Source organism: Streptomyces sp. PSU-S4-23 (genome assembly GCF_055632315.1).
The window spans coordinates 933,114-957,335 of sequence record NZ_JBVMUU010000002.1; the positions used below are offsets into that span (position 1 = coordinate 933,114).

At 72.0% G+C, this 24,222-nt stretch carries 18 protein-coding genes and 1 pseudogene; 17 read left to right on the plus strand and 2 right to left on the minus strand.

Annotation, left to right across the window (positions count from 1 at the left end; translation table 11 throughout):
* The first annotated feature begins 7 nt into the window (after positions 1-7).
* From ACZ79I_RS05060 to ACZ79I_RS05125, 14 genes and pseudogenes are all read left to right on the plus strand, one after another.
* Positions 8-2,575 (plus strand): ABC transporter permease, encoded by a 2,568-nt coding sequence (locus ACZ79I_RS05060; RefSeq protein ID WP_471494455.1) that lies wholly within the window; start codon positions 8-10, stop codon positions 2,573-2,575.
* Positions 2,576-2,621: 46 nt separating this feature from the next.
* Complete coding sequence (locus tag ACZ79I_RS05065) at positions 2,622-3,521, plus strand: LLM class F420-dependent oxidoreductase (protein WP_471494457.1); 900 nt, start codon at positions 2,622-2,624, stop codon at positions 3,519-3,521.
* Positions 3,522-3,577: 56 nt separating this feature from the next.
* Entirely contained in the window at positions 3,578-4,003 is a 426-nt protein-coding gene (locus ACZ79I_RS05070; protein ID WP_471494458.1) for a GNAT family N-acetyltransferase, read from the plus strand.
* A 153-nt stretch (positions 4,004-4,156) separates the two neighbouring features.
* Positions 4,157-5,491: a hemolysin family protein gene (locus ACZ79I_RS05075; protein WP_471494460.1), complete on the plus strand. Its 1,335-nt coding sequence runs from the start codon at positions 4,157-4,159 to the stop codon at positions 5,489-5,491.
* On the plus strand, positions 5,488-6,504 hold the full coding sequence (locus ACZ79I_RS05080) for a hemolysin family protein (protein ID WP_471494461.1): 1,017 nt from the start codon (positions 5,488-5,490) through the stop codon (positions 6,502-6,504). The genes ACZ79I_RS05075 and ACZ79I_RS05080 overlap by 4 nt, the downstream gene beginning before the upstream one ends.
* A 350-nt stretch (positions 6,505-6,854) precedes the next feature.
* Positions 6,855-7,694 (plus strand): SGNH/GDSL hydrolase family protein, encoded by an 840-nt coding sequence (locus ACZ79I_RS05085; protein ID WP_471494463.1) that lies wholly within the window; start codon positions 6,855-6,857, stop codon positions 7,692-7,694.
* Positions 7,695-8,284: 590 nt separating this feature from the next.
* Positions 8,285-9,214 (plus strand): DUF5996 family protein, encoded by a 930-nt coding sequence (locus ACZ79I_RS05090; RefSeq protein ID WP_471494465.1) that lies wholly within the window; start codon positions 8,285-8,287, stop codon positions 9,212-9,214.
* A gap of 635 nt (positions 9,215-9,849) precedes the next feature.
* Positions 9,850-10,680 carry a hypothetical protein gene (locus ACZ79I_RS05095; RefSeq protein ID WP_471494467.1) on the plus strand — a complete coding sequence of 277 codons (831 nt, stop codon included), beginning with the start codon at positions 9,850-9,852 and terminating at the stop codon, positions 10,678-10,680.
* Between the two features lie 415 nt (positions 10,681-11,095).
* Complete coding sequence (locus tag ACZ79I_RS05100) at positions 11,096-12,454, plus strand: PP2C family protein-serine/threonine phosphatase (protein ID WP_471494469.1); 1,359 nt, start codon at positions 11,096-11,098, stop codon at positions 12,452-12,454.
* A 32-nt stretch (positions 12,455-12,486) separates the two neighbouring features.
* Positions 12,487-12,580 (plus strand): annotated as a pseudogene (locus ACZ79I_RS05105) (IS5/IS1182 family transposase); the annotation flags it as partial.
* Between the two features lie 1,116 nt (positions 12,581-13,696).
* Positions 13,697-14,473 (plus strand): hypothetical protein, encoded by a 777-nt coding sequence (locus tag ACZ79I_RS05110; protein ID WP_471494471.1) that lies wholly within the window; start codon positions 13,697-13,699, stop codon positions 14,471-14,473.
* Between the two features lie 307 nt (positions 14,474-14,780).
* Positions 14,781-15,479, plus strand: a complete 699-nt coding sequence (locus ACZ79I_RS05115; protein WP_471494473.1) for a hypothetical protein — start codon at positions 14,781-14,783, stop codon at positions 15,477-15,479.
* Positions 15,480-15,547: 68 nt separating this feature from the next.
* On the plus strand, positions 15,548-16,255 hold the full coding sequence (locus ACZ79I_RS05120; RefSeq protein WP_471494475.1) for a hypothetical protein: 708 nt from the start codon (positions 15,548-15,550) through the stop codon (positions 16,253-16,255).
* On the plus strand, positions 16,252-18,402 hold the full coding sequence (locus tag ACZ79I_RS05125) for a M48 family metalloprotease (protein ID WP_471494477.1): 2,151 nt from the start codon (positions 16,252-16,254) through the stop codon (positions 18,400-18,402). The genes ACZ79I_RS05120 and ACZ79I_RS05125 overlap by 4 nt, the downstream gene beginning before the upstream one ends.
* A gap of 253 nt (positions 18,403-18,655) precedes the next feature.
* On the opposite strand, the gene ACZ79I_RS05130 is transcribed toward ACZ79I_RS05125, so the two are convergent.
* Complete coding sequence (locus ACZ79I_RS05130; protein WP_471494478.1) at positions 18,656-19,837, minus strand: aminotransferase class I/II-fold pyridoxal phosphate-dependent enzyme; 1,182 nt, start codon at positions 19,835-19,837, stop codon at positions 18,656-18,658.
* A gap of 266 nt (positions 19,838-20,103) precedes the next feature.
* Between ACZ79I_RS05130 and purB the strand changes: the two genes are divergently transcribed.
* Positions 20,104-21,546, plus strand: coding sequence for an adenylosuccinate lyase (purB, locus tag ACZ79I_RS05135; protein WP_471494480.1), 1,443 nt, complete (start codon positions 20,104-20,106; stop codon positions 21,544-21,546).
* The gene (gene mug, locus ACZ79I_RS05140; protein ID WP_471504765.1) at positions 21,543-22,088 is read left to right on the plus strand and encodes a G/U mismatch-specific DNA glycosylase; all 546 of its coding nucleotides are present in this window, start codon (positions 21,543-21,545) and stop codon (positions 22,086-22,088) included. The genes purB and mug overlap by 4 nt, the downstream gene beginning before the upstream one ends.
* A gap of 3 nt (positions 22,089-22,091) precedes the next feature.
* Here mug and ACZ79I_RS05145 read toward each other — a convergent pair whose 3' ends face one another.
* On the minus strand, positions 22,092-22,535 hold the full coding sequence (locus tag ACZ79I_RS05145; protein ID WP_471494482.1) for a hypothetical protein: 444 nt from the start codon (positions 22,533-22,535) through the stop codon (positions 22,092-22,094).
* 393 nt (positions 22,536-22,928) lie between these two features.
* Between ACZ79I_RS05145 and ACZ79I_RS05150 the strand changes: the two genes are divergently transcribed.
* A complete protein-coding gene (locus tag ACZ79I_RS05150; RefSeq protein ID WP_471494484.1) occupies positions 22,929-24,086 on the plus strand; it encodes an ROK family protein in 1,158 nt (385 codons plus the stop codon).
* Positions 24,087-24,222 lie beyond the last annotated feature (136 nt).

Here is a 24,222-nt window from a genome sequence, read left to right on the forward strand (position 1 = left end):
GGCAACCGTGCTGAAGGCGACACTGCGCAGCTTCCTCGCGCACAAGGGACGGCTGATGCTCTCGGCCCTGGCCGTCCTGCTGTCCGTGGCGTTCGTCGCGGGCAGCCTGATCTTCTCCGACACGGTCACCCGGACCTTCGACCGGCTGTTCGCCTCCACGGCGGCCGACGTCACCATCAGCCCCAAGGAGGACCTCGCCTCGCGGGTCCCGTCCGGGGCGACCGAGACGCTCCCGGCCGCGCTGGCCACGCGGATCGCCAAGGTCGACGGGGTCGCGGCGACCCACGTGGACACCGTCGTCGAGAACATCACGGTCGTCGACCGCGCCAACGATCCCGTGAGTCCGACCAACGGCGCCCCCACCATCGCCAGGAACTGGTACGTCACCGACCGCAGCCCGGTGAAGCTCACGTCCGGGCACGCACCGCGGGGGGCGGACGAGGCGCTGCTGGACGCGGACACCGCACAGCGCAGGCACGTACGGATCGGCGACACGCTGACGGTGCTCGCCCGGCCCGGCTCGTTCCGGGCGCGGGTCGTCGGGATCGTCACCTTCACGACCACCAATCCGGGCGCGGCCCTGGTCTACCTGGACACCCCGACCGCCCAGACCAGGCTGCTGGGCGACGCCGGTCTGGCCACCGCCGTCTCCGTCGACGCGGCGCCCGGTGTCGACGACGCCCGGCTCAAGCAGCGGATCGCCGCGGAACTCGGCTCCCCTGCCTACGACCTGAAGACCGCGAGCGAACAGGCCAAGTCCGACACCGACCGGCTCGGCGCGTTCCTCGACGTGGTCAAGTACGTGATGCTGGGCTTCGCCGGGATCGCCGTGCTCGTGGGCGTGTTCCTCATCGTCAACACGTTCTCCATGCTCATCGCCCAGCGCACCCGGGAGCTGGGCCTGCTGCGCGCCCTGGGCGCCGACCGGCGGCAGGTGCGCCGCTCCGTGCTGACGGAGGCGCTGCTGCTCGGCCTGGTCGGCTCGACGCTCGGCCTGGCCGCCGGCATAGGGCTCGCGGCCGGGCTCATCCGCCTGATGAGCGCCTTCGGCATGAACATCAAGTCCACCGAGATCGTGATCGGCTGGGCGACCCCCGTCGCGGCGTACGTCGTCGGGGTCGGCGTCACCTTCGTCGCGGCCTACCTCCCGGCCCGCCGCGCGGCCTCCGTCTCCCCCATGGCGGCCCTGACGGACGCCGAGGTGGCCGGGGCGGGACGCCCGCTGAAGGTGCGCGCGGTGGCGGGCGGCGTCGTGGGCGCGCTGGGCGTGGCCGCGCTGGCGGGGTGCGCGGCGGCGACGAAGACCGCGTCCGCCGCCTCCTTCCTCGGGCTCGGTGTGGTCCTCACGCTCGTGGCGACCGTCATCGCGGGCCCCCTGCTGGTGCGGCCGGTGATCCGGGTGCTGGGCGGCGCCTTCCCCGCCCTGTTCGGCTCGATCGGGCGCATGAGCCAGCGCAACGCCCTGCGCAACCCGCGCCGCACCGGCGCCACCGCCTCCGCCCTGATGGTCGGACTGGCCCTGGTGGGCGGGATGTCGGTGGCGAGCGCGTCCATGTCGGCGTCCTTCGACCAGCAGATCGACAAGACGCTGGGCGCCGACTTCGTGGTGCAGAACGGCAACTTCCAGCCCTTCCCGCAGGAGGTCACCGGGAAGATCCGGGCCACGGACGGCGTCGGCCTCGTGGTGCGCCAGCGCTTCACCCCCGTCGCGGTACGGCTGCCGGACGGCCGGCGCGTCGAGACGACCGCCGCGGGCTACGATCCGCGGCTCGACGACGTCGCCCACATCACCTATGCGCGGGGGGACACCACCGCCGCGCTCGCGGACGGCGCCCTCGCCATGGACGTGAAGTTCGCGAAGGAGCACGGCGTCCGCGTCGGCAGCACCGTGCCCGTGCAGTTCCCGGCCGGACGCCGCACCGAGCTGAGGGTGGCCGCGCTCACCGACCAGGGCGGCTCGGGCGGCTACGGCATGCGGGGCGGGCTCTTCTTCGGGATGGCGACGCTGCAGAAGTCCGTACCGGCCGGGCAGGACTCCGCGCTGTACGTGAACGCCGCGCCCGGTACGCCGAAGGACCGGCTGCGGTCCCGGCTGACGGCCGCCCTGGACCCGTATCCCCAGGTTCAGGTCCGCGACCAGGCCGACTACAAGAAGCTGGTGCACGACCAGATCGCGGTGCTGCTGTACCTGGTGTACGCGCTGCTCGGCCTGGCGATCGTCATCGCGGTCCTCGGCGTCGTCAACACCCTGGCGCTGTCGGTCGTCGAGCGCACCCGGGAGATCGGGCTGCTGCGCGCGATCGGGCTCGCCCGGCGGCAGCTGCGCCGGATGATCCGGCTGGAGTCGGTGGTGATCGCCGTGTTCGGGGCCGTCCTCGGACTGGGACTGGGGCTCGTGTGGGGCGTGTGCACCCAGCAGGTGCTGGCCCTGCAGGGGATGAAGTCGCTGGCGATCCCGTGGGGGACCGTCGTCGCCGTCGTGGTGGGGTCGGCGGTCGTGGGTGTGGTGGCGGCCCTGCTGCCGGCGTTGCGCGCGTCGCGCATGAATGTGCTGGCGGCGATCGCACACGAGTGATGGAATCACGGCACGTGCTCAAGTCGCCTGTCGATGGAGTGAGTTCATGTCGCGTCCGTTCCGTTTCGGCGTCAATCTGCTCAGCGCCGCACCGGCCGGGGAGTGGCGGGCCAGGTGCCGCCGAGCCGAGGAGCTCGGCTATGACGTGATCCTGGTGCCCGACCATCTCGGGATGGTGGCGCCCTTCCCGGCGCTGGTCGCGGCCGCCGAGGCGACCGGACGGCCGCGGCTGGGCACCTTCGTGCTCAACGCGGGCTTCTGGAACCCTGCCCTGCTGGCCCGCGAGGTGGCGGCGACGGACGCGCTCACCGGCGGGCGGCTGGAACTGGGGCTCGGCACCGGCTACGTCCGGGCGGAGCACGAAACGGCCGGTCTGCCCTTCGGCTCACCGGGCGAGCGCGTGGACCATCTGCGGCGCACGGCCGAGGAGCTGGAGCGGCTGCTCGGCTCCCCCGACTTCCAGCCGCGGCCGGTGCAGCAGCCGCGGGTGCCGCTGCTGATCGGGGCGAACGGCGACCGGATGCTGAAGCTCACCGCCGAGCACGCCGACATCGCGGCGTTCACGGGGGCGCGCACGGTGCCGGGGAGCCGCACGGGGCAGTTGGCGCCGATCACGGCCGAGGAGCTCGACGAGCGTGTGGCCCGGTACCGGGGGCTCGCGGCGGGCCGTGCGGAGCCGGCCGAGCTGAACCTGCTCATCCAGATGGTCGCGGTCACCGAGGACCGCGAGGCCGCGGTGCTGCCGATGGTGGACCGCGTCCCGGGCCTGACCGTGGAGCAGGCCCTCATGCTGCCCATCGTCCTGGTCGGGACCGTGGAGCAGATCGCCGGGCAGGTGCGGGCGCAGCGCGAGCGGTACGGATTCTCGTATCTGACCGTCCTGGAGCCGTACATGGAGGCGTTCGCACCGGTGGTGGAGGCGCTGCGGGCTGACGACAGGGCCTAGCGGTCCGCATGCCGGAACGACCTGTCCGGTGCCGCCGCGCATGATGGGATCGGCCCATGACCGAGCTGCGGATACGGGCCGCCGGGCCCGAGGACCTCGACGGGGTACTGGCCTTCTGGAAGACGGCCGCCGAAGGCACCAGCATCAGCGACGACCGTGACGGCGTGGAGCGGCTCCTCTCCCGCGATCCCGAGGCGCTGATCCTCGCCGAACAGGACGGCGACCTGGTCGGCACGGTCATCGCGGGTTTCGACGGCTGGCGCTGCCACCTCTACCGGCTCGCGGTGCACCCGGAGCGCCGCCGCCGGGGCATCGCCTCGGCGCTGCTGGCCGCCGCGGAGGAGCGTTTCGTACGGCTCGGGGGGCGCCGTGGGGACGCGATGGTGCTGCGGCACAACGACACCGCGCACCATGCCTGGCGAGCGGCGGGATACGCGCCGCAGGAGCGGTGGCGCCGCTGGGTGAAACCGCTCACGGGCTGAATCACTTTGCCGGTCCTTTACCATGGAGGGGCCGAGCCGTCCCACCATGGAAAGGTGTGAGCGTCCTGAGCGTCCGCCGACGGGCGAACGTCCCCGTGGCCGACATCGCGCGGTCCTCGCGTCCCTGTCCGACGATGGGACGGAGGTGACACGATGACCGAAGTGCTCCTCCTGCTGGTCGCGGTCCTGCTCTCGCTCGCCTGCGGTGGCTTCGTCGCGGCGGAGTTCTCCCTCACCACGGTCGAGCGAAGCGAGCTGGAACGGGCCGCGGAGCGCGGTGAGCGGGGGGCGGCGGGCGCCCTCAAGGCCGTACGCAGTCTGACGTTCCAGCTCTCCGGCGCCCAGCTCGGGATCACGGTGACCAACCTGGTGGTCGGCATGCTCGCCGAGCCGTCGATCGCCAAGCTGATCGCCGGCCCGCTGGAGGCGCTGGGCCTGTCGTCCGCCACGTCCGCATCCGTGGCCCTCGTCGTCGGCACGGGCCTGTCGACCGTGTTCCTGATGGTGGTCGGCGAGCTGGTCCCGAAGAACTGGGCGATCTCCTCGCCGCTGGCCCTGGCCAAGCGGGTGGGCACGCCGCAGCGCCTGTTCAGCGCCGCGTTCCGCCCGTTCATCACGCACCTGAACAACACCGCCAACCGCGTCGTCCGCCGCTTCGGCCTCGAACCGGCCGAGGAACTCGCCTCGGCCCGCGGCCCCCAGGAACTGGTGGCGCTCGCCCGGCACTCCGCGAAGGAGGGCGCCCTGGAGGCGGACACCGCGGAGCTGTTCGTGCGGACGCTCAACCTCGCCGACCTGACCGCGGAGAACGTGATGACCCCGCGCGTCCAGGTCGTGGCCCTCGACGTCCTGGCGACCTGCGAGGACGTGGCGAACGCGACACGCGCGACGGGGCTGTCCCGCTTCCCCGTGTACCGCAGCAGTCTGGACTCGGTCGTCGGCATCGCGCACATCAAGGACGTGGTGTCCGTGCCCGCCGAGGAGCGGCCCCAGCGTTCGGTCACGCGCGTGCTGCGCGAACCGCTGTTCGTGCCGGAGTCCCTCACCGTCGACCGGCTGCTGGACCGGCTCTCGGGCAGGAACACCATGGCCGTCGTCATCGACGAGTACGGCGGCACCGCCGGGGTGGCCACGCTGGAGGACATCGTCGAGGAGGTCGTCGGCGAGGTGCGCGACGAGCACGACCCGCACGAGACCCCCGACCTGGCCCCCGCCGGCACGGACGCCGCCGGCCGGACGCTGTACTCGGCCGACGGCTCCGCCCGCGTCGACCAGCTCGCACGCGTCGGGCTGCGGGTGCCCGAGGGGCCGTACGAGACGCTGGCGGGCGTCGTCGCCACGGAACTCGGCCGCATCCCCACCGAGCGTGACACGGTCGAGGTCGCCGGCTGGCGCCTCGACGTGGTGGACGTGTCCGGGCACCGGGCAGCCCGCGTCCTCATGCACGCTCCGCCGGCCGGGCGGGAACGGGAGGAAGGACACCGGTGACCGTCGTACAGCTGCTGATCGCCCTGCTGACCCTCGTCGCGAACGCCTTCTTCGTGGGCGCCGAGTTCGCGTTGATCTCGGTCCGCCGCAGCCAGATAGAGCCGCACGCCGAGGCGGGCGACCGGCGTGCGCGCAGGGTGCTGTGGGGCCTGGAGCACGTCTCGGCGCTGCTGGCGGCGGCGCAGCTGGGCATCACCCTGTGCACCCTCGTCCTCGGTGTGGTCGCCGAGCCCGCCATCGAGCACCTGCTGGAGCCGGTGTTCCACGCGGTGGGGATCCCGGCGGACGCAGGACGCGCGGTGTCGTTCGTGATCGCGCTGACCCTGGCGACCTATCTGCACATGCTGCTCGGCGAGATGGTGCCGAAGAACGTGGCGCTCGCCGAGCCGGTGCGTCTGGCCCTGCTGCTGGGCCCGCCGCTGGTCGATCTGTCCCGTGCGCTGCGGCCGGTGATCTTCACTGTGAACGCCTTCGCGAACGGGCTGCTCGCGCTGCTGCGCGTACAGACGAAGAACGCGGTCACGGCCACGTTCTCGGACGACGAACTGGCGCGCCTGGTCAAGGACTCCCTGGAGGCGGGCCTGATCGACCGTCGCGCCCGGGAGCGGCTGCACGACGCCCTGGAGCTGGGGCGGCGGCCCGTGCGCGACGTGGTGGTGCCGCTGGAAAACGTGGTCTCCGCGCACGTGGGCACCACTCCGGAGCAGCTGGAGCGGATGTCGGCCGAGTCCGGGTTCTCGCGCTTCCCCGTCGTGGACGAGGGCCGGCGGATCATCGGTTACCTGCACGTCAAGGACGCGCTGGACGCCTCCCCACGGGACGTGCCGTTCCGCCTGCGGGACATGCGGCCCATCGCGCGGGTCCGGGAGACCACCCCGCTGGACGACGTGCTCACGGCGATGCGCGGCAGCCGTACGCATCTGGCGGCGGTCCTGGGCGCGGACGGCAGGCTGGCGGGGCTGGTGACGATGGAGGACGTCCTCCGCGAACTGTTCGGCCAGCTGCCGGCCTGACCGGGAACGACCGGGCCGACCGGCCGCGCACACGGACAGCGCCGGCCGGCCGCGCACACGGGCCGCACCACCGGCCGCGCGCGGCAGCGCCACCAACCGCACACGGGCGCACCACCAGCCGCACACGGGCGCACCACCAGCCACACACGCGCAGCACCACCAGCCACACACGCGCAGCACCACCGGCCGCGCGGGCAGCGTCAGGGGACCGGCGGCGGGACCACACCCCCGGAACGACCCTCGCCCCGCCGACCACCCGCGCAAAGCCGGCAGCGGGCCGGCGCCTCAGGACCTCTCGGGGCGGGCGACCGACCGATGGGTATGCCCGGCGGGATACCATCGACGACGCCATGCAGACGAACCCCAACCACACCAGCCTGGTCGCGGTCGGCGACTCCTTCACCGAGGGCATGTCGGACCTGCTCCCCGACGGCTCCTACCGCGGCTGGGCCGATGTCCTCGCGGGCCGGATGGCCGCACGGACGCCCGGATTCCGGTACGCCAACCTCGCCGTACGGGGCAAGCTGATCAGGCAGATCCTCGACGAGCAGGTGGGCCTCGCCGCCGCGATGGGAGCCGACGTGATCACGCTGGTCGGCGGGCTCAACGACGCCCTGCGCCCCAAGTGCGACATGGGCCGTGTGCGGGGGCTGCTGACCGAGGCCGTGGAGCGCCTGGCCCCCTCGTGCAAGCAGCTCGTCCTCATGCGCAGCCCCGGCCGGCAGGGCCCGGTCCTCGAACGCTTCCGGCCCCGCATGGAGGAGCTGTTCGCCTGCGTCGACGGGCTGGCCGCGCGGCACGGCGCCCTCGTGGTCGACCTGTACGGGGCGCCGTCGCTGGCCGACCCGCGGCTGTGGGACGTCGACCGGCTGCATCTGACGGCCGACGGACACCGCCGGGTGGCGGAGGCCGTGTGGCAGACGCTCGGCTACGAGGCGGAGGACACGGAGTGGCGGACGCCGCCGCCGCCCACGGCGCCACCGGGCTGGCTCGCCCGCCGGGCCGCGGACGTCCGCTTCACCCACCGGCATCTGCTGCCCTGGATAGGGCGGCGGCTGACCGGCCGTTCGTCGGGCGACGGCCGGACAGGCGCCCAGTTCAGCGCTGAGCTGGGCAAGGCCTTCTGGGTCACCCCTGTGGACCACACAGATCCCGGCCCTGTGACGGACTGGCGACGGGTGGGGCCCTAACCCGGAGCCTTGCCCAGATGCCATGCACCGACTAAACGCGGGGCCTCACCCGCACGACACCTGCAGCCGACGGACCGACGTCACGCCGCGAGTCGTACAGCGTCCTGAGCGAGGACCTGCGTCCTGCCGACCTCAACGACCGGCCGCCTGTAGCTCACGGCGAGCCCGGAGCGTGTGATGAACTTCACCAGTTCGCATCGCAGCACACCCAAGGCCGGAACAGCCGCCACGTCCAGGGCAGCAGCCAACGCGGGTAGCGGGGCAGCGAGTTCCCACGAAGTCGACACGAAAGAGAACACACCCGGCTCGGGAAGATCCAACAGCTACCTGCGGACGGTGCCCGCCGCCAGCTGAGCCCGCCGTATCCCGCAGTGTTTCGGCACGCCTGGCGACTTCATGCCCGGCGTATCCACACTCCCCCGCACGGCGGCGGTGAACCCGCAGCTCATCTGTGCAGACGACGAAAACTGACAGGAGGCCCCGCTCCGAGATGCAGGCCGGGCCACGGAATCCTAGCCTCGCATCGAGGGACGGCTCGGCTGCGCAGCGTAAAGCGCAGCTCGGCCGGGCCGGACGAGAGGTGATGCGACATGGAGGTGTTCCCCGCCATTCCGCTGAAGGAATGGACGGCGTCCAAGGAGACCCTGCATCGGTTTGCCCAGGTCGTCGGCAAGATCCGGCTGGCAGCCAGCGTGCGCCGCAACCACTGGTGGAACGTCCCCTACCACCTCACCGGCCATGGCATCACGACCCGTCCCATGGGCCAGGTCGATGGAAATCCGATCTTCACCATCGACTTCGACTTCGTCGACCATCTGCTGATCGCCCGGACCATCGACGGCAGGGTTGCCTCGTTCTCGCTGATCGGCCAATCCGTGGCGTCCTTCTACCGCGAGGTGTTCAACGCCCTTACCAGCATCGGTGTGCACGTGACCATCGCGCATCCGCACCCGTTCGACCTGCCCGACGCGCTCCTGCCCTTCTCCGAGGACACCGAGCACGCTGACTACGACCCGTTCTGGGCCAACCGCTACTGGCAGGTGCTCAGCCAGGTCAATCTGCTCCTTGAAGAATTCTCCGCAGGTTTCTGCGGAAAGATCAGCCCGGTGCACCACTTCTGGCACACCTTCGACCTGGCGGTCACCCGCTTCTCCGACCGGGAGGTGGACCAGCCGCCGAACGTCGACCCCGTCACCCGCGAGGCGTACTCGCGAGAGGTGATCAGCGCCGGTTTCTGGTTCGGCGACGATGCCTTTCCCCGGCCGACCTTCTACTCGTACGCGGCCCCTGAACCAGCCGGTCTCGCCGGCGTGCCGCTGCAACCGCCCCCGGCCCGCTGGGCCGAGCACCGAGGCACTCACCTGGCCCTCTTGGACTACGACGACGTACGCGGCACCACGGATCCCCGCGGCACGGTCCTCGGCTTCTACGACACGGTCTATCGCGCTGCGGGCCGCCTCGCCATCTGGGACATGGACCGGCTGGCAAGTCCCGGGGGCGTCACAGACCCGCAGGCATAGCGGTCGGCGTGCTGCGCGCGGACCTCGCGGGTCCGGCACGTCGCCCAGTTACTGGACTGGCGCGCCGCCGCGCTCGATGCGGGGCGGCAGGCCATGGGCCGGTGCGGTGCGGTGCGGTGCGGTGCCGGACAGTAAACGCGCCAGGTACTCGGTCATGCCGCAGTCATGACTGGACCGGTCGTCGTTCGCCGTGGCCACGACCGCGGTCCAGTCGTCCGGCGTCTTGCCCTCGGTCCGCCAGTAGAACTCGTCGCCGTCCGCGCAAGGAGCCCCGGCCCAGCAGGCCCCCCGGGTCCGGAAACACCTGGTCTCCGTGCGTCATCTCGGCATCCCTCAGGTTCTCGAGGGCCTCCAGATTGGTCCGCACCGAGTCCACGAACTCCTGCTCGGGACCCACGGACGGGCGCGAGACGTACAGCCCCGTGCGGGCGCGCTGCCCAGGCCGTCATGAGGCGCCGGGGGCCGTCACGAGCCGTAGGCGGGGATGGGCGGACGACGGACAGGAGGTCCCCGACCCCGGTCTCGCCGGGTGGTCCCATATCCCGGTTGTCCTTGCCGAATGCAAGAATGCGGCCCTGGGCGGAAAAGTGCATCGGCTCCGGGCGGGCATGAGCACTGTTGGAACGGGGGTAGCCATGGCGTTGGCCATGTGTCCACTGTGCAGCGACGACGAGGACATCGAGGTGGTCCGCACCCTCGACAACGGGCGTCGGCTCGTGAAGCACCGGTGCGGTCAGGAATGGGAGCACGGGGAGCCCACTGCCCCGCAGAGAAACCGGTTCCGCTCCTCCAACGACCTCACGGCCCGTTTGCCGAGGGCCGAGGACGTCAAGCCCGAGTGGCTGGAACGCGCGACCCGGCTGAAGGAGCAGTACCTCGCCGCCAAGCCCGACCTCGCCCCCGGGGTGGCGGTCTACTGGGCGAAGTACCAGCAGATCTTCTCCCGGGACGGGCTGCGGACGTGCGATCCCAGGCTCCTCAAGGACTTCGCCAACTCCGACGTCGGAGCCCATCCCGGCAACCAGGCCATGTTCAACTCCGCGTGGAACGACATGGGCGACGCCGCGGCCGCAGAGGCGACCCGCAGGACAATCGAATACCTCCTGGACGATTCCGCCGACGTGCCGCTCGAAGATCGGCTCCATCATCTGCTGGCCGGCACCAAGCCGTTCGCCATGAAGGGTTTCAAGGAAGCCCTTCTCACGAAGGTTTTGTGCGTGATGTACCCTGACCGCTTCCTGGCGATCCTCAAGTACACGACGGAGGCAGACGGCAAGCGCGAGATCGCGCGGACGGTCTACGGACTGGAGTTGCCGGCCCCCGAGTCGGTGAACTGGGCCCTCGGCCGGCTCATCGTCTGGAGCAACGACCTCCTGCACACCCTCGTCGGCGACGGCTTCGCCGACATGCAGCACGCCGCCGCGTTCTTGTGGTGGGCCAAGGACCACCTCAAGGGGCTTCAGTAGGGTGCGGCCCCCTGCGGCCGCAGTCGTGGCGCCGGTCAGGGTGCACTTGGCAGGCAAGGACGGCGCCAGCAGGAGTTGGGGACCGGCCCCACCGTGTCCGCGCAGGGCCCGGGCACCTGATCAACGCGAACGGGTGCTGCACGGGCTGGGCTCACCGAGTCGCCCGGCCGGTCGATGACGCGCAGCATGGAAGGAACGAACAGCCCCGCACCGAGCCGGCCGTCTGGGCGCCGCCGACCGACCCCGAGCGAGATCCAATGGTGCAGGCTGCCAAGCCCTGCCCTGTCGAGATCCTGACCTGCCCCCTACTGGATCCAGGCAGTGGCGCGGTCGGCCGCTGCGGGCGGTGGAACGGTCGTCCGCTTCCGCCCGCGGCGGAGGGCCTCGGCAGCATGGATGTGATGGGGAGGACCTGATGGAGCGCGAAGAACCGTCACAGCCTGGCCCGCACGTTCATGAGCTGCAGTCCGCTCAGGACGCCGACCTGGAGCGGATCGGTGAGACCTTCCAGGTGCTGGCCCGCGCCCAGGACCGGCTGCAAGGTCTGCTGGACGCGGTACTGGCGATCAGCCGCGAGCTGGAGCTGCCCGCGGTACTGCACCGGATCGTCACCACAGCCATGGAACTGGTCGACGCCCGCTACGGAGCGCTGGGCGTCCTCGACGAGGCGAGCGAGCATCTGGTGCAGTTCGTCCCGGCTGGGTTGAGCGAGCAGGAGCGTGCCGGCCTGGCCGGTGTGGAGTTGCCCCGCGGCCGGGGGGTCCTGGGGCATCTGATGCGCCATCCCGAACCGCTTCGGATCGAGGACGTTCCCTCCCATCCCGCCTCTGCGGGGTTCCCGCCCGGCCATCCGCACATGCGTACGCTGCTGGGTGTCGCGATCAGCGTACGTGGCCAGATCTTCGGAGACCTGTACCTGTCGGAGCGCCGCGACGGACGGCCCTTCGACCGGGCCGACGAGGACATCGTCGTCGCGCTGGCGGGTGCCGCCGGGATCGCCATCGAGAACGCCCGCCTCTTCGATCAGGTCCGCGCCGGTGCGGAGCAGTTCCAGCGGCTGCTGCTGCCGACCCTGCCGGATCTGCGGCCCTTCACCGGGGCCGCCGTGTACCGGCCCGCCAGTGCCCCCGCGCACCTGGGCGGTGACTGGTACGACGCGGTCCTGCTGCCCGGCCGTGTCTGCGCGGCTGTGATCGGCGATGTCGTCGGCCATGACCTGCGCGCCGCCGCTGCCATGGCCGCCACCCGCAATATGCTTCGCGCCCTGCTGTTCGACCGGCGTACCCCGCCCAGCGCCGTCCTCACCCAGCTCGACCACACCCTTCATGCGATGACCGAGAACCCCGTCACCACGGCTTGCCTGGCCCGCATCGAACCGGTCGGTGACGACTGGAGACTGCACTGGTCCACCGCCGGCCACGTCCCGCCGCTGCTGATCGCTCCGGACGGCCGGGCGGGGTACTTGCATGCCGAGCCCGGCGTGCCTCTTGGGGTCGATACCGCGCAACCGCGCCCCGACCACACCCGACCGCTGGCCGCGGGAGCCACCGTGGTCTTCTTCACCGACGGGTTGATCGAGCACCCGGCCCACCCCATCGACGTCGGCCTGCGCACCCTCGCCGAGCTCGCCACGGCCCACGCCGGTCTGCCCCCGGACGGTCTGGTACGGGCCTTGGCCGACCACCATCCCAGCGACGGCCACGACGACATGGCCGTCCTCGCCCTGCGCACTCCCGCCCGGGCCCAGTCACCGGCCACCGTGCCCTGCTGCTGAGCATGGCGCGTGTGTAGCCGCTGCACGAGCACCGGGGACGGCTCGGGTCTCGCAGAGGCATCCGCAGGCTGGGCGCCTTCAAGCAGGCAGTCCTCGTGCTGCGGTGGTTCATCGACGGGGCCCGCACCCACGGCCCCGTCGACGCGCTGAACCGTCTCGCCGCCGCCTTCGGCATCCCGACCCTGACCGGCCTCGGCTACGAGAGCGCCGGCCCTGGCCTCCGTCACCCCGCCAAGAAGCCGCAGGGACGCGAACTCGACCTCAGGCAGAAGACTTCAACAAAATGATCCGCGGCATCCGCGGCGTCGCCGAACGCCCCAATGCCCTGCTCAGGGTCACCTTCAAGGCCTGCGCAGAGTCGGCCTCACCCCCCGCAGCATCACCCGAATCGCCTGAGCCGCCCTCGCCCTGCTCCGGATAGAGCACGACCGCACCATCTGAACGAAGTTGACGAGCCGTCACGAGACGTTACCCACGAAGGTTCAATCGCTGGACGGCGAACAGCTCCAGGTGCGCACAGTTCGGGCAGCGGAAGGCATCGATCTGCCATTGCGGCAGGCCCCGCGTCTTAGCTATGCCCATTACGCCCCGCTCAAGGAGGCTTCCGAACCATCGCGCGTACCCGCGGGCGCCGCTGCCACTGTCACTGACAAAGCCCTGCTCAAGCCCGACCTGGCCGCATTGGGTGCACCGCATGTTGTCCATCGGGGAAGTGTAAGTGGCGGCCGGGGGTTGATGCTGGTGAGTGTCGCGTCTATCGGCGACGGATGATCGTGCGAGCTCACCAGTCTCCGTAGTGGCGGCCCGGAAGGCTCAGGCCGACGAGCCCCCGGCGGGGTTGTGGGCCAGGCGTCACTACTCATTGTGACGCGGCCCGGGCTGCGGCGGCAGCAGCCCGGCACAGCCGAGCGGGGGGCAGCAAGCCGCACCTGAGATGGGGCACTGGGGTGCGTGCTGTCGGCTGAACGTCGACGCCTCCGTGGTGGACTACTTCAAGCCCGCGACGGTCAACGTGGTCTGCCAGGCGCACGCACAGGAGGCAACGGTCTGCACCAATGGCGCTTGGTCCAAGCTGACCGCGGCTCGTGGATCACCATCGTCTGCATCAAGGGCCCGGCTTGGCTGTCGCAGGTGCTCGCCTGCTGAGCCGGGGTTCCGCGGCGCCTCACCACCGCACGCCGGTTCGGAGAAATCATCATATGGGGGTACCGAAGAGTTGAAGAGATGTAATATCCCGCGCACATGGCGTCCGTCGAGCCGTTCTCGGCGGTGCGGGAGGGGGCGAAATCCGTGATCAGAAGGTGCGTGCTGACCATCGGGGCGTTACTGCTCGCGAGCGGCTGCGGCAGTACGTCGCACGATCGGTCGAACGCGGCGGAGTCACCGTCAGCGGATGCGTCCGGATCCGCCTCCGACACCGCTTCGGCGACGCCAGAGGTCAGCAGCTCTTCCTCGGAACCGACCTCCACCACGCAGGAGCCGGTCGAGGAGACCCCCGCCTCGCAGAGTGCGACCTCGGACGCTCCGCAGACGTGGAGCGGAAGCGTCGGGAGCGGTGACGGCGAGCAGCCGGCCAACGACGGCAGCCTGGACTGCGGCGAACTCGCCGGCAGCGGGACCTTCACCGACCCGCTGCAACTCGGCACCGTGGACGGCCCCGTGACGGCCCGGAACTGCGCCCCGCTGACCTCAGGCTCCCCGTTCAACACCCGCTACTTCTCGTTCACACTGACCGGCGCGCCCGGCACGAGCGCCCATGCCGGGGCGTCCTTCACCCTCACACAGAACGCGCTCGGCCCGGTGTACCCGGCGATCGTCCAGCCGAACGGATGGGTCCTCAAGAACAGCCTGGGGTCTGGGTACTGGACCGGAACGGAGCCCGACTTCACCGGCCGCTACCAGCAGATCTCGGACCTGGCCCCGGGCACTTACATCCTCCGTACGGACAAACTCGACTCCCCCCTGCACTCCCTGTCCACGCCTTCCTACGACGTCGTCGTCGACCCCGACGGGCACTGAGAAACGTCAAGGGACACCAGAAGATCACTTCTGTTCATTATTTACCGAATGTGAATTCTCCACCCAATAAAGCTCACCATCTCATAGGATTTCCGGCATTACGCCGGGAAGCGCGCCGTGTGCGCGCCGGGGGGAGCTGGTTCTCGTGCGTCATCGACCGTTGTGCGCGACTCTCTTGGATTGCGCCGCGTTACTCGTCTCGCTGTGTCTGTCCGCGGCGCCTTCGTACGCTGCGGGCCCGACCGCGCCCTATGCCGAACTGACGCCGGATTCCGGGCGGGTGGTGCCCGGCGGCGGCCCGCTGACCGTGGATGCCACGTTCCACAACACGCTGGACACCGACATCACGGACAGCTTCATCGTCGCTGTCGGGATCCGGCTCGCCCCACCCGACGCGCGGTTGACGCCCGATCAGGTCACCGTGGAATGGTTCGACGCCGGCCCGTCTGTATGGCGCCCGGTGCAGTTGACACCGGGCGACACCGCGCTCAGTGGCTATCTCAGCACCGACGCCGGGCTTCCGTCCGTGGGTTCGCTCCCGGCGGGTGACTCGGCCCGCATCCCCCTGCGCGTCTCACTGGCCTCCGGGGTGCCGGCGCCGACCACCCTCCAGTTCGTCACGCAGGGTCTGATCCAGCCCACGGCCACGGTAGACCCGGTGACCCTGATGGACGGCAAGGCGTCCTACTCCGTGGTCGACGAGGTGACGACCCCGGCGGTCGAGACGGTCCCTGCGACGGACACGGCCTCGGCGAGGGCAAGCCTCTCGCGGGGCAGTCCCGGGAGTGGGGCGACACCGACCGAGGCCCCGTCCGCCGTGCCCTCCTCGGCTCACCCGTCCGCCGCCACCCCCGCCCCGTCGGCGCAGCCGGGCGGCACCGGAGGGGACAGGCTTGCGGAGTCCGCACCATCTGCGGCGCTCGTGGCGGGCGGCGTGGCCGCCCTCGTGTTCGCCGCCGGTGTCGTCCTCATCATGATCCGGCATCACGGCCGTGGGCCGGGCTGAGCCGCCCACCGTCGGGCCCACCGCCGTCCGCACAGGCCACCGCCGGTCCGTCCCCACGGGAGGAACTCATGTATCACCGCACGGGCCAGGATGTCCTGCGCGACGTGGTCCACCACGTCGCTCCGGCCGAACTGGAGAAGCTGGACGAGACCTGCCGGGCGTACATCGTCCGGCCCCATCCCCCGCAGCGCCTGCGCCGGCCGACAGTAGACCCGCTGGGTGTCGGCTTCGAGTCGGCGGTGCTGCTGCCCGTTCTGGTGGCGGTGGTCTCGCAGGTGCTCTCCGATCTCGCCTCCGGGCGCATCAGGGCGAGCGGCACCCAGCTGAAGCGATGGTGGCGACGCCGGCGCGGGGCCGACACCGAGGGCAGACGATCAGTGCTGACCTCGGCCGTCCCGGAACTGTCCGGGGTGACACGCCAGGAACTCGCGGACTGGGCCATGGCCCAGGGCCGTGCCGCCGGTCTGTCCGCGTCCCAGGCCGAAACCTGCGCCCAGGTCATAGTCGTGGCCGTGGTGGGCGGGAACGCGGGACCACAGAGTGACGAGGCACCGGGAGCGCGGAACGGCACGGTACCCGGCACCCGGTCGGGGCCGACACCGACACCGCGACATCCAAGGGGGCCGGAACCCGAGCACCGGGCGGATCCGGAACCCGAGCACCATGTCGATCCGGACCCGTGCGCGGCACCCGCCGGGCCGGGCGACGACGCCGGAGCGGTACTCAGGCCGGAAAGAGGCGACGCGTCGACGGCCACGGACCCGTCGTCGTCGTGAGCGCCGCGCCGGGCCCCGTCGACCCGCCCTCCTCCACTGCCGCCGAGCGGTCTGATGTCGCCGGCGCACTGGTGTCCAGCCCGCTTCCGCTGCCGACCACCACCCGCCTGGCCATGCTGGTCCTGGTGGCCGGCGCCGGTGCCTCGTTCGCCACCTGGTGGTGGCTGGTCCTGGGCCGGGACAACTGGCCGGACGCCCAACTCGCCTGCCTACCCACGGTCGGCGCCGCGCCGGAGGAGGTTCTCGCCCGGTTCACCGACTGCGTCGATGACGTACGGCTGGCGCAGTCGGCGGTGGTGGTGAGCGGGCCACTTGCCCTGCTCGTGCTCGCCGTGCTCTGGCGAGCCGTCGGACGCCGGCTGAGCCTGTGGTGGTGGCGGACCGCGCCCAACCGCTCCTCACCGCTCGCCCAGCGCCTGGCCGCCCTCACGCCCGAAGGAACTGGGCCCCGGCCGGAGCTGCGGGAGCGCGGCCGGGGCATCGGGGTCCGGGCCCGCGCCGCAGGCACCGTCCGCCGGCCCCAAATCGTGGCCGACTCGCACCTCTTCAACCTGCCCGACCAGCGCGTGGACGCCATCTTCCGTCATGAACTGGCCCATCTGCGGCTGCGGGACGTGGGCCGGGTGAGGCTGGCCGTCGCGGCCTGGTGGCTCCTGCTGCTCGGCGTCACCCTGCCGATGGTGGTCGCGCTGGCCCGCGACGCCGGACTGCTGGCTGCCGACCTGCTGGTGAGGATGGCGATCGTCCTGGCCGTCGTGCTGCTCACCCTGTGCGCCGTACTGCGCGTGCGCGAACACGACGCCGATCTCGCTGCAACAGCGGATCCCCACGCACCCCAGGACGCCACCGCCGCCCATATCCGCACGGCCCTCCCACCACGCCGCGTCGAGCGCCTCGTGCGCTCCCTGGGCCTCGCCACCCATCCCACACCCGCGATCCGCCTGGCCGTGCTCGCCGATCCGGCGCGGTCCTGGGGTGTGTCGTACCCGGAATGCCTCACCACCGGGCTCGCCGCAGGCCTGATCTTCACCGATCTCACGCTGCTGGTGGCCGCCCTGATGCCCGATCACACCCAACTCGCTTACGTAGTGGGCGGGTTACTGACCGGCTGGGTCATGGCCGAGGTGGTGACCGTGGCCTGGTGGCGGGCCGTTGCCGTGGGACACCCGGACGCGTCCGGCCGGCGCGCGGCACCGGCCGGAGCCGCGCTGGCTCTCGGTGTGTTCCTGGGCAGCCAGCTCACCGGGCGGGCGGCCGGTGACTGGGTACGGGACACCGGCACGGCGGACGGACTGGCGACCGCGCTCTCCCTGACACGTGTGCCGCGCGGGCAGGCCCTGGCGCTGGCGGCGGTGCTGGTGATCGGCGGGGCGCTGTTCGCTCTGTGGGCCACGTCCCTCGCCAGAGCCCTGGGGGCCACGGTCGACGGTCCCCGTTCCGCACCCGTCTGCGCTGCGGTCGTCGGACTGTCCGGGCTCCTGCTGGCGGTACCGCTGGGCAGTTGGTTCCTGGTCGCCCGGCTGACAGCGGCCCGTGCCGCCCCGGACATCCGGTGGGCCGTGATCGGCACACCCTGGTGGGTGGCGGGGATGGCGACGACCGCCGTCGGCGCGCTCGTACCGGTGGCCGCCGCCCGCGGGCCAAGGCGTCCAGGGCCGGGCGGCTGCGGGCGGCGCCGCCCCTTGCCCCTGCTGGCCGCCTCCGCCGTCCTGGTCTCGGCCGGGGCCGGATGGGCGGCACTCGGGAGCGGCCCGGTCACGACACCAGTCGCCCGCCCCTCCGGCGCCTCGGCGGCGTCCGCGGCCCCGACGGACTCGCCGGACAGGCCGGACCCGCCGATCTCCGGCAGCGGTGACCGGACCGTCCCCCTGGACCAACTCCCCCTGCTGCCGCCCGAAAAGGACCAGACGAACGCCATGCGGGCAAACACCGCCCTCGTCTGCCGTGCCCTGTCCCTCGGTGGGAACGCCATCTGGAGCGACCCCCAACGCCGCACCGACACAGCCAAGTTGCTCGGCGGTCCTGACGACACGGTGCTGCGGGCCGCGTCCGCCGCCCTTCTGCGCGACCCCACGGGACCCGTCGACGACCACGCGCTGGTCGCCTCGTTCCTGCGCTGCGACCTCTACTTCCGCTACCGCCGCTGACCGGCTGCGCTCGACGATCCGCCCACCGATCGAGGAGGCACACGTGACCCCGAGAACCGCTGCGACGTCCGTCATCGGCCGACGACGGCTCGCCACCGTTCCCGTCGTGGTGGCGGCCCTGGCCGGCTGCGGCGGTGGACATGACCGGTCGGACACCGGGGAGCGGACGCAGGCTCCCCCGCCCCCGGTCCAGCCCACCGCGGTCTCCCCCGGCGCCGTGCCCCTGTCCGCGGCCCTGCTCACCACAGCCCAGTTACCCGCCGGCTATGTGAAGACAGTCCTGCGAAACGAGCCCCCGACGCACTCCGACCATCCCGGATGCGTCACCGCCCTCGACGGACTGGAGTCCTCGCGCAGCACCCGCCCCGGCGCCGTCGAGGCCAGGGTCACCTTCGCCCAGAGCCAGAGCGGACCGTTCCTCCAGCAGGTACTGCGCCGACTGCCGGGAACCGGAGCACAGCAGGACCTGAAGCAGGCGGCGAGTGAACTGTCCCGCTGCGCCGAGTTCGCCATCGGTTGGAGCGACAGCACCACCGGCACGGAGCGTGTGGTGCCGCACGGCTCGGCAGGCATCGGGGACGCGTCGTGGCATGCCACGGTCACCGCGAGCACCGGGACGTTCACCGTCCAAGAGACTTTGGTCCTGGTGGTCGTGGGAGAGACCCTGATCGTGCTCAGCGACGCGGGCAGCCCCACGGCACCCGACCGCTCCCGCACACTGGCCCTGGCCCGTACCGCCGCGGCCCGAATCCCATGACCGACCCAGGACCAGTTGCGGCGGTGCGGTCGCCCGGGAGGCGCGGCACGTGCTCATGCCGTACAGGCCGACGGCCCGCGCCGCGGCGACGACGGCCCGCTCGTCCGCGGCCGGTCCGAGGTGAGCGACCGCGTGAAAGCCCGCCGCCCGCCCGGTCACCGCGACCTGCGGAGCATGCTCGGCGAGCGCGGCCACGAGCGCGGTGCGCCGGGTCGCGTAGCGGGCGCGCATCCGGCGCAGGCGGCGGTCGTAGCGCCCGGACTCGATCAGTGTCGCCAGGGCGAGCTGGTCCAGCGTGGGAGAGCCGCGGTCGCTGAGGTGCTTGTGCTCCGTGACGAGCGCGCCGATGCCCGGCGGGCACAGCAGCCAGCCGATCCGCAGGGCCGGCGCGAGGGACCAGCTGACCGTTCCGGCCGAGATCACCCGATCCGGGGCGAGGCCCTGGAGGGCGCCGACCGGATCCCGGTCGTAGCGGAATTCCGCGTCGTAGTCGTCTTCGATGATCACAGCGTCCCGGCGCACCGCCCAGTCGATCAGCGCCAGCCGTCGCCGGGGAGCCAGTACGACCCCGGTCGGCCAGTCGTGTGCCGGGGTGACGATCACGACGCGGGCGTCGGTCGCGGCGAGCGCCTCGACATCGATGCCCTGGCTGTCCACCGGCACGGGGACCGACGCCATGCGGACGGAAAAGGCTCATTGCCTACGGTGCCGAGGTCTGCACGCCGTGGCCCCGCGTGCTGTCATCGACACGAGCATCGTGGACGACGGTCAACGGGCCGGCTCCACCACGGGGCGCGCACCGGACGCGAGCCGCTTGCCGCACACCCCGGGAGCCAGGCCGTGGCCCCCGCCGCCGGACCGGCCTTCGTGACGCGGGTCTCGTAGCTTCCGCCGAACCGCCCCATGGCGCTGGCCTGCACGATTCGCCAGTAGAATCCGTACACGTGACTGCTGCGCCCGCAAAGCCCCGTATCCCGAACGTCCTCGCCGGACGCTACGCCTCCGCCGAGCTCGCCACGCTCTGGTCCCCGGAGCAGAAGGTGAGGCTGGAGCGTCAGCTCTGGCTCGCCGTGCTGCGGGCCCAGAAGGACCTGGGGATCGACGTCCCGGACACGGCGATCGCCGACTACGAGCGCGTCCTCGACCAGGTCGACCTCGCCTCGATCGCCGAGCGCGAGAAGGTCACCCGGCACGACGTGAAGGCACGGATCGAGGAGTTCAACGACCTCGCCGGGCACGAGCACGTCCACAAGGGCATGACGTCCCGCGATCTGACCGAGAACGTCGAACAGCTGCAGATCCGGCTCTCGCTGCAGCTGATGCGCGACCGCACCGTGGCCGTGCTGGCGCGCCTCGGCAAGCTCGCGGGCGAGTACGGCGAGCTGGTCATGGCCGGCCGCTCCCACAACGTGGCCGCGCAGGCCACCACCCTCGGCAAGCGTTTCGCGACCGCCGCCGACGAACTGCTCGTCGCCCTCGCTCGGGTCGAGGAGCTGCTGGGCCGCTATCCGCTGCGCGGCATCAAGGGCCCGGTGGGCACGGCGCAGGACATGCTCGACCTGCTGGGCGGGGACGCCGGCAAGCTCGCGGAGCTCGAGCGGCGGATCGCCGGGCACCTGGGCTTCTCGGACGCCTTCACCTCGGTCGGCCAGGTCTACCCGCGCTCGCTCGACTACGAGGTCGTCACCACGCTGGTGCAGCTGGCGGCCGCGCCGTCGTCGCTGGCGAAGACGATCCGGCTGATGGCCGGGCACGAGCTGGTCACCGAGGGCTTCAAGCCCGGGCAGGTCGGCTCCTCGGCGATGCCGCACAAGATGAACACCCGCTCCTGCGAGCGCGTGAACGGCCTGATGGTGATCCTCCGCGGCTACGCCTCGATGACCGGCGAGCTGGCGGGCGACCAGTGGAACGAGGGCGATGTGTCCTGCTCGGTGGTGCGCCGGGTCGCGCTGCCGGACGCGTTCTTCGCGCTGGACGGCCTGCTGGAGACGTTCCTGACCGTGCTCGACGAGTTCGGCGCCTTCCCCGCCGTGGTCGCCCGTGAGCTCGACCGCTATCTGCCGTTCCTCGCCACGACCAAGGTGCTGATGGCCTCGGTGCGTGCGGGCGTCGGCCGCGAGGTGGCCCACGAGGCGATCAAGGAGAACGCGGTCGCCTGCGCCCTCGCGATGCGCGAGCAGGGGGCCGAGCGCAACGAACTGCTGGACAGGCTGGCCGCCGACGAGCGCATCCCGCTCGACCGCGCGGGGCTGGACGCGCTGATGGCCGACAAGCTGTCCTTCACCGGCGCCGCGGCCGACCAGGTGGCATCGGTCGTCGGCCGCGTCGAGGAGGTCCTGAAGCGGTACCCGGAGGCCGCCGGCTACAGGCCGGGGGCGATCCTCTGACCCGGTTCACCCCGGCGGAGCTCGAGGCCGCCCGCGACCGTCTGGTGCCGGACGTGGTCGCGGACGGCCTCACCGTCCTCTTCTGCGGCATCAATCCGGGACTCATGACCGCGGCGACGGGCCATCACTTCGCCCGCCCCGGCAACCGGTTCTGGCCGGTGCTGCATCTGTCGGGCTTCACCCCCCGGCTGTTGAAGCCCTCGGAGCAGGACGAACTGCTCGGCTACGGACTCGGGATCACGAACGTGGTGGCCAGGGCGACCGCCCGGGCCGACGAACTCACCCCCCGGGAGTACCGGGAGGGCGGACGGCTCCTCGGCGCCAAAGTGGCGCGGCTGCGGCCCGCATGGCTGGCCGTGGTCGGGGTGACCGCGTACCGGACGGCCTTCGACGACCGTACGGCCCGGGTGGGCCCGCAGGAGCGGACGATCGGCGGCAGCCGGGTGTGGGTGCTGCCCAACCCCAGTGGGCTGAACGCGCATTGGACGGCCGCGACGATGGCCGAGGAGTTCGGGCGGCTGAGGGAGGCCGCAGTGGCGTAGCGGTCAGGGCGGGTCCTGGTCCGTGACGGCCGCGAGAAGGCGTATCTCGTCCGTCGCGTCGCGCTCGGCCACGCCGAGGGCCACCCACCGTCCGGCTCCGTCCACCCGCCACAGGCGCAGCTCGTGCACCAGGACGCCGAGCGTCGCCCAGGGCTCCGGTATCTCCTCGCCGCGGGCCATGCGCACACCGGCGGTCAGCGGCCCCCAGAACCGCCCCTGCCCCCACCGGTCGTCCAGCCTCCGGGCGATCGCCTCCTTCCAGGCGTCGAAGTCCTCCGCCGTCCGCTCCCGCTCCGCACCGTCCCCCGTCCGGAGACCGACGCTCGTCCGTAACACGACCACGTGGAACCCGGGTCCCCCGAAGCCCACGTCCGACCTGCCGCGCCGCGCGGGGAACTCCCGCGCGCACAGCAGGTCGATCGCGGCCAGGTGCTGGTCGATGGTCATGACTCCAGTAGACCAGCGCCCACTGACATCTGGCGGGGCCTCAACAGCCGTCCGGCACCAGGGGTCCCGGTACTTTGGGCTCCGCGCTCTCGCGAGCAGCGCCGCGCCCGCCGAACCGCCGTGGCGGGTCCCGTCCACGGGCCCGGCATTTCAGGTCCGTCCCCTCGCCCGGGCACCGGGGACGGCCCGGTCCACCGGGAGGCTCACGCCCCGGTGACCGGACCGGCGGCGAGGACGGGGCCCCGGATCGCCACCGCCTGGGCCGTGAACCGGCGGCCACGGTCCGGCACCGCGCCCGGCGCCGGTCCGCGGGCCGCAGAGCCCGGCTCTCGCGGGGGTGCGCCGGGCCGAGTACGATCCGCCCAACACGCGCACGAGCTGGGAGGACGGACGTTGGGGCGGCTGACCGGCGGGGATCCCTCTCTGCTGCGGCGGATCAACTCCGCGGTGGTGCTGCACGCGCTGCGCGCCACGGACTGCGCGACGCTCACCGAGATCACGGGGGTGACCGGGCTGTCCCGGCCGACCGTCGAGGGCGTGGTCGAGGGGCTGATCGAGGCCGGGCTCGTGGTCGAGAAGGCGGCAGAGGAGGGCGCCACGCGACGGCAGGGGCGCCCGGCGCGCAGATTCCGGTTCCGGGCGGAGGCGGGCCATCTGCTGGGCCTGGACGTGGGCGCCCACCGGGTGACGGCGCTCCTTGCCGACCTCGACGGCCGGGAACTGGGCACGGTGTCCAAGGAGGTGGCCGAGACGGCGCCGGCGGACGAGCGCCTGGAGCGGCTGCGGGGCGCGGTCGCCGAACTGCTGCGCCGGGCGGGGGTGGCCCGCGGCTCGCTGCGCGCGGTCGGCGTGGCCAGCCCGGGGATCGTGGAGGCGGACGGCACCGTGCGCCTGGGCACCGCCCTGCCGGAGTGGACCGGTCTGAAGCTGGGTGAACGCCTCAGCCGGTCCTTCAGATGCCCGGTGCTGGTCGAGAACGACGCCAACGCGGCGGCGGTCGCCGAGCACTGGAAGGGTGCCGCCACCGAGTCCGACGACGTGGTGTTCGTACTGGCGGGGCTGAGCCCGGGCGCGGGGGCGCTGATCGGGGGGCGGCTGCACCGCGGCTACGGCGGGGCGGCCGGGGAGATCGGGGCGCTGCACCTGCTGGGCCGCGGGGCGAGCCCGGAGACGCTGCTGTCGACGACGGACGAGCCGCTGCAACCGCTGGACGAGCAGCAGGTCGCCGACGTGTTCGCGCTCGCCCGCGACGGCGACCAGCGGGCCCGCGCCGCGGTGGAGCGTTTCATCCAGCGGCTCGTGCACGACGTGGCGGCGCTCGTCCTCGCCCTCGACCCCGAACTGGTCGTCGTCGGCGGCTGGGCGGCGGGCCTGGACGGCGTACTGGAGCCGCTGCGCCAGGAGCTGGCCCGCTACTGTCTGCGTCCGCCGAAGGTGGCGCTGTCCCGGCTGGGCGAGGCCGCGGTGGCGACGGGAGCGCTGCGGCTGGCGCTGGACCACGTGGAGGAGCAGCTGTTCGCGGTGGAGGGCACGGTGACGGGACGGCGCTGATCTCGGCGCGCCGCGGAGTCCGGGCGCCTGCACGCGGCGGCGCCGCACCCGGTGTCCCGGAGCACGGCGGTCATCGGAGCACGGCGGTCATCGGAGCACGGCGGTCATCGGAGCACGGCGGTCACCGGAGCACGGC